Raw genomic sequence first — 6,052 nt, 5'->3', positions numbered from 1 at the left:
TTCGGCGACGGGCCATGAAGCCAGCCAGCGGAGGGAAGTCCTCGGCCCCCGGGGGGCCGAGGACCGCCCCCGACGGCGCGCCACAGCCTCCCCACCCGTGCCTTTGCCCCAAGCAAGAAACCCGAAGCCAAATCAACTTCTGTAGTCGGCGTTGATCTTCACGTAGTCGTAGCTCAGGTCGCAGGTCCACACCGTCGCCGAAGCCACCCCGCGGTTCAGCACCACCCGCACGTCGATCTCGCTCTGCTTCATCACGCGCTGGCCGTCTTCCTCGCGGTAGCTCGGGTTGCGCCCGCCCTGCTTCGCGACGTGCACGTCGTCGAGGAACAGGTCGATCTTGGTCTGGTCGAGATCGGCGATGCCGGCATAGCCCACCGCCGCGAGAATGCGCCCCAGGTTCGGGTCGCTCGCGAAGAACGCCGTCTTGACCAGCGGCGAGTGCGCGATCGCATACGCCACCTGCTGGCACTCGGCCTCGCTGCCGCCGGCATCGACCTGCACCGTGATGAACTTGGTCGCGCCCTCGCCGTCGCGCACGATCGCCTGCGCGAGCTGCTGCGCCACGCTGACCAGCGCCTCGCGCAAGGCCGCGCCTTCCGCGCTGTCGACGCTCGTGATCGGCGCATGCCCGGCCTGCCCGGTCGCGACGACGACGAATGAATCGTTGGTCGACGTGTCGCCGTCGATCGTGATGCGGTTGAACGACAGGTCGGCCGCTTCGCGCACCAGCGACTGCATCAGCGTCGGCGCGATCACGGCGTCGGTCGCGACGAAGCTCAGCATCGTCGCCATGTTCGGACGGATCATCCCGGCACCCTTGCTGATGCCGGTCACGGTGACCGTCTTGCCGCCAATCTGCAGCTGGCGCGACGCCGCCTTCGGCAGCGTGTCGGTCGTCATGATGGCCTCCGCCGCGACGCCCCAGTTGTCTTCCTTCAGGTCGGCCAGCGCCGCCGGCAACCCGGCCTCGATGCGGTCGTTCGGCAGCGGCTCCATGATCACGCCGGTCGAGAACGGCAGCACCTGCTCGGGCGCCAGCTCCAGGTGGCGCGCCAAGGCCACGCAGGTCGAGAACGCACGCACCAGGCCGTCTTCGCCGGTGCCCGCATTCGCGTTGCCGGTGTTGATCACGATCGCGCGCGGGCCGGTGCCGCTCGCCAGGTGCTTGCGGCACAGCTGCACCGGCGCGGCACAGAAACGATTGCTGGTGAAGACACCGGCCACCTGCGAGCCCTCGGCCAGCGTGATCACGCTGAGGTCGCGGCGGTTGGCCTTGCGCACGCCCGCCATCGTGATGCCGAGCTTGACGCCGGGAACGGGGTGCAGGGTCTTCGGATCGGGGGCGCTCAGGTTGACAGGCATGGCAGTCTTTCAGTCGGGCAGCGGGTGAGGGAATGCATTGTAGAAAGAGGCGATGTCGTCATGAAGTCTCGCCAGCACGACCTGGTCGCACAGCGCGCCGCTTTCGTCGCGCTCATAGGCACGCAGCAGGCCCTCGCGCTTCATGCCCAGGCGCTCGGCCAGCGCGATCGAGCGGCGGTTGCGCGCGTCGCACCAGGCCTCGATGCGCATCACGCCCAGGTCGAACGCCAGCTGCATCAGCGCCGCGCCGGCTTCGTGCATCAGCCCACGCCCGGCCTGGCGCGAATCGGCCACGTAGCCGATCTGGCAGCGCGGCACGTCGAACTCGAAACTGTGCAGGTCGAGGTTGCCGACCAATGCACCGGTGCTGCGGTCGAACGCGAAGTAGATCAGGCACTCGCCGGCCGCGACGCGCTCCGCATTGCGCCTGCAGAAGCGCTCGGCCGTGGCCGCGGTGAACGCCACCTGGCCCCACGCGATGTAGCGCAGCTCGCCGAGCGACGCATTGACGCTCTCCATCACGACGGCCGCATGCGCCTCGCGCGGATGCTCCAGCCGCAGCCGCGGGGTGAACAGCTCCTTCGGCGCGCCTTGCAGCGTGCTTTCATTCATCAACAGAACCCCAAAACAAGAACGGAGCCCGAAGGCTCCGCTCATCGCATCAAACGGTCAAGACCCAGCGGCCGCCGTGGAACCGGCTTGGCCGGGCCACCGGCGGCGCCCCCTCGATGGGGAGGCGCGCAGCGCCTCGGGGGTGGGCCCTCAGGCCAGCTTGCCGTGGCACAGCTTGTACTTCTTGCCGCTGCCGCACGGGCACGGGTCGTTGCGGCCGACCGGCGGGATGCCGTTCGCCACCATCTGCGCGAAGCGCGTGGCATCGGGCTCCTGCGACACGCTGCCGTCTTCGTTCGGGTGCGTGTAGGTCACGTTGCTGATCGCCTCGGCGCGCTCCTCGATCGCCTCGGCCGCCTGCGCGACCTGCTCCTGCGTCTGCACGCGCACCGTCATCAGGATGCGGGTCACGTCCATCTTGACGATGTCGAGCAGCTGGCTGAACAGCTCGAAGGCCTCGCGCTTGTACTCCTGCTTCGGGTTCTTCTGCGCGTAGCCGCGCAGGTGGATGCCCTGGCGCAGGTAGTCGAGCGCCGCCAGGTGCTCGCGCCAGTGCTGGTCGATCTGCTGCAGCAGGATCATCCGTTCGAACGGGATGAACTGCTCGGCACCGACGATCGCGAGCTTGGCCGCGAACGACTCGTGGCCGGCCTTCACCACCATCTCGACGATCTCGTCGTCGGTGATCGCCTGGCTTTTCTCGACATGCGCCTTCAACGGCACCTCGAGCTGCCATTCGTCGCGCAGCGTCTTCTCGAGCGCATCGAGGTCCCACTGCTCCTCGACGCTCTCGGCCGGCACGTAGGTGCGCACCACGTCGGTCAGCGTGCTTTCGCGCAGGCTGGCCACCTGCGCGTCGAGCTGCGGCGCCTCGAGGATGTCGTTGCGCTGCTGGTAGATCACCTTGCGCTGGTCGTTCGACACGTCGTCGTACTCCAGCAGCTGCTTGCGCACGTCGAAGTTGCGCGCCTCGACCTTGCGCTGCGCGCTCTCGATGCTGCGCGTGACGATACCGGCCTCGATCGCCTCGCCCTCGGGCATCTTCAGGCGGTCCATGATCGCGCGCACGCGGTCGCCGGCGAAGATGCGCATCAGCGGGTCTTCGAGCGACAGGTAGAAGCGCGACGAACCCGGGTCGCCCTGGCGGCCCGAACGGCCGCGCAGCTGGTTGTCGATGCGCCGCGATTCATGCCGCTCGGTCGCGATGATGCGCAGGCCGCCAGCCGCCTTGACCTGGTCGTGCAGGCCCTGCCATTCGCTCTTCAGCGTTTCCGCGCGCGCAAGCTTGTCGGCTTCGGCGACGCCCTCGTCGGCTTCGATCAGCTGGATCTGCTTCTCGACGCTGCCGCCCAGCACGATGTCGGTGCCGCGGCCGGCCATGTTGGTCGCGATCGTGATCACGCCCGGACGCCCGGCCTGCGCGACGATCTCGGCTTCCTTCGCGTGCTGCTTGGCGTTCAGCACCTGGTGCGGCAACTGCGCCTTCTGCAGCAGGCCGGAGATCAGCTCCGAGTTCTCGATCGAGGTCGTGCCCACCAGCACCGGCTGGCCGCGCTTGACGCAGTCGCGGATGTCGTCGATGACGGCGTTGAACTTCTCCTTGTTGGTCTTGTAGACCAGGTCGAGTTCGTCCTTGCGCACCGTCGGCTTGTTCGGCGGGACGATCACCGTTTCCAGGTTGTAGATCTCCTGGAATTCGTAGGCCTCGGTGTCGGCCGTGCCGGTCATGCCCGACAGCTTGCCGTACATGCGGAAGTAGTTCTGGAAGGTGATCGACGCGAGCGTCTGGTTCTCGCTCTGGATGTCGACACCTTCCTTGGCCTCGACCGCCTGGTGCAGGCCGTCGGACCAGCGGCGGCCCGTCATCAGCCGGCCGGTGAACTCGTCGACGATGATCACCTCGCCGTCCTGCACCACGTAGTGCTGGTCGCGGTTGTACAGGTGGCGCGCGCGCAATGCGGCGTACACGTGGTGCATCAGCGTGATGTTCTGCGGGTCGTACAGGCTCGCGCCCTCGACCAGCAGGCCGGCCTCGCGCAGGATGCGCTCGGCATTCTCGTGGCCGTCTTCGGTCAGGAAGACCTGGTGGGTCTTCTCGTCGACGGTGAAGTCGCCCGGCTCGATCACGCCTTCGCCGGTGCGCAGGTCGAGCTCGCCGATCTGCTTCTTCAGCTGCGGCACGACGGCGTTGATGCGCACGTAGAGCTCGGTGTGGTCTTCGGCCTGGCCGCTGATGATCAGCGGCGTGCGCGCTTCGTCGATCAGGATCGAATCCACTTCGTCGACGATGGCATACGACAGGCCGCGCTGCACGCGGTCGGCCGTCTCGTAGACCATGTTGTCGCGCAGGTAGTCGAAGCCGTATTCGTTGTTGGTGCCGTAGGTGACGTCGGCCGCGTAGGCGGCCTGCTTCTCTTCGCGCGACATCTGCGGCAGGTTGATGCCGACCGAGAGGCCGAGGAAGTTGTACAGCCGGCCCATCCATTCGGCGTCGCGGCGGGCCAGGTAGTCGTTCACCGTCACCAGGTGCACGCCCTTGCCGGTCAGCGCATTCAGGTAGACCGGCAGCGTCGCCATCAGCGTCTTGCCTTCGCCGGTGCGCATTTCGGCGATCTTGCCGTTGTGCAGCGACATGCCGCCGATCAGCTGCACGTCGAAGTGGCGCATCTTCAGCACCCGCTTGCCGCCTTCGCGGGCGACCGCAAAGGCCTCGGGCAGCAGCGCGTCGAGCGTTTCGCCCTTCGCGTGGCGTTCCTTGAACTCGACCGTCTTGGCCTTCAGCGCCTCGTCGCTGAGCTGCTCGAACTGCGGCTCCAGCGCATTGATCTGCTGCACAACCTGCCGGTACTGCTTGAGCAGTCGGTCGTTGCGGCTACCGAAAATCTGGGTGAGAAGCTTGGGCAACATGCAGCGTCAGGGGTTGGTACGGGAAGGCAGCCGCGGCCTCTCGCGATACCTTGCGATCGGGCCGACTTCTTGGATGCTGGGGTGAGCTGAGGGTGCGGCCCGCGTTTGCAAGTTCACAAACCTGCAAGCCCGGCGCACGATCAGCGAAAGCGGCGGATTTTACGGCAAGCGGCCGTCGGCAGCGTGGCCGGAGTGCTTGCCGCCTCAGCGCCGGGCAGCGCCCTTCGCAGCCGCCGTGGTGCCGGCCCGCGCCCCGCCGGCCAGGAATTTCGCCGGGTCCTGCGGCACGCCCTCGACCAGCACCTCGAAGTGCAGGTGCGGGCCGGTCGAGCGGCCGGTGGTGCCGACGTAGGCCACGACCTGGCCGCGCCGGACCAGGTCGCCGGTCTTGACCGCGATGCGCGAGGTGTGCGCGTAGCGGGTCACCAGCCCGTTGCCGTGGTCGATCTCGAGCAGGTTGCCGTAGGCCGGGTGGACGTCGGTGGAGCGCACCACGCCGCCGGCGGCCGCCATGATGGGAGTTCCGACGTCGGTCGGGAAATCGAGGCCGGTGTGCAGCGCGGCACGCCCGGTGAACGGGTCGGTGCGGAAGCCGAAGCCCGAGCCGACCTGCACGTCGATCGGGCGGCTGTTGGGCACCATCAGCTGCTGCATGCGCTGCTCGAACAGCCGCGACTCGACCATCGTGAACAGGTCGGTGCTCTGCTCGGCCGCCTCGTCGAGCGACGACACCATGCCGTTCAACTGGTCGAACGACGGGGTGCGGGCCGGCACGAAGGGTCCGCCCTGCCCACCGGACACCGCGGCCGGCACGATCTGTTTCAACTCTTCCGGTTTCATACCGGCCAGGCCCGAGACCCGCTCGCCCATCGCTTCGAGCTTGATCAGCTTGGCCTGCATCTCGCCGACCTTCTGCGCCATCGCGTCGAGGTTCTCGCGGACGAAGCGGTCGCGCTGCGCGAATTCGTCGCGCACCACCAGCCGGACGATCTGGCTGACCACCGGCCAGCCTTCGCGGGCGGCCTTCAGGAACACCACGTGGTAGATGGTGCCGGACAACAGCATCAGCACGATGGCCAGCCCCAGCAGGGCACCGAAGGCCTGGAACCGGTTGAAGCGCAACACACGCGTTCGGGCCAGGGTGCCGTGCGTGATCAGGATCTGCATCGCT

Annotated in this window: 4 protein-coding genes; all 4 read right to left on the bottom strand. The window is 67.5% G+C overall.

Features of this window, described 5'->3' with window-relative positions:
• Positions 1-132 precede the first annotated feature (132 nt).
• The 4 genes from argJ to ASC98_RS29125 all read right to left on the bottom strand — a co-directional run bounded on the left by argJ (position 133) and on the right by ASC98_RS29125 (position 6,048).
• Positions 133-1,362, bottom strand: coding sequence for a bifunctional glutamate N-acetyltransferase/amino-acid acetyltransferase ArgJ (gene argJ / locus ASC98_RS29140; protein WP_056805940.1), 1,230 nt, complete (start codon positions 1,360-1,362; stop codon positions 133-135).
• 9 nt (positions 1,363-1,371) lie between these two features.
• Complete coding sequence (locus ASC98_RS29135) at positions 1,372-1,974, bottom strand: GNAT family N-acetyltransferase (protein ID WP_056805937.1); 603 nt, start codon at positions 1,972-1,974, stop codon at positions 1,372-1,374.
• Positions 1,975-2,124: 150 nt separating this feature from the next.
• On the bottom strand, positions 2,125-4,881 hold the full coding sequence (gene secA / locus ASC98_RS29130) for a preprotein translocase subunit SecA (RefSeq protein WP_056820629.1): 2,757 nt from the start codon (positions 4,879-4,881) through the stop codon (positions 2,125-2,127).
• Between the two features lie 204 nt (positions 4,882-5,085).
• Complete coding sequence (locus ASC98_RS29125; RefSeq protein ID WP_082542102.1) at positions 5,086-6,048, bottom strand: M23 family metallopeptidase; 963 nt, start codon at positions 6,046-6,048, stop codon at positions 5,086-5,088.
• Positions 6,049-6,052: the final 4 nt, after the last annotated feature.

This window comes from Rhizobacter sp. Root1238, assembly GCF_001425825.1.
In the GTDB taxonomy this organism is placed as follows: domain Bacteria; phylum Pseudomonadota; class Gammaproteobacteria; order Burkholderiales; family Burkholderiaceae_C; genus Rhizobacter.
Note: the sequence above shows the minus strand (reverse complement) of the source record. Positions and strands in the feature narration are given on the sequence as shown.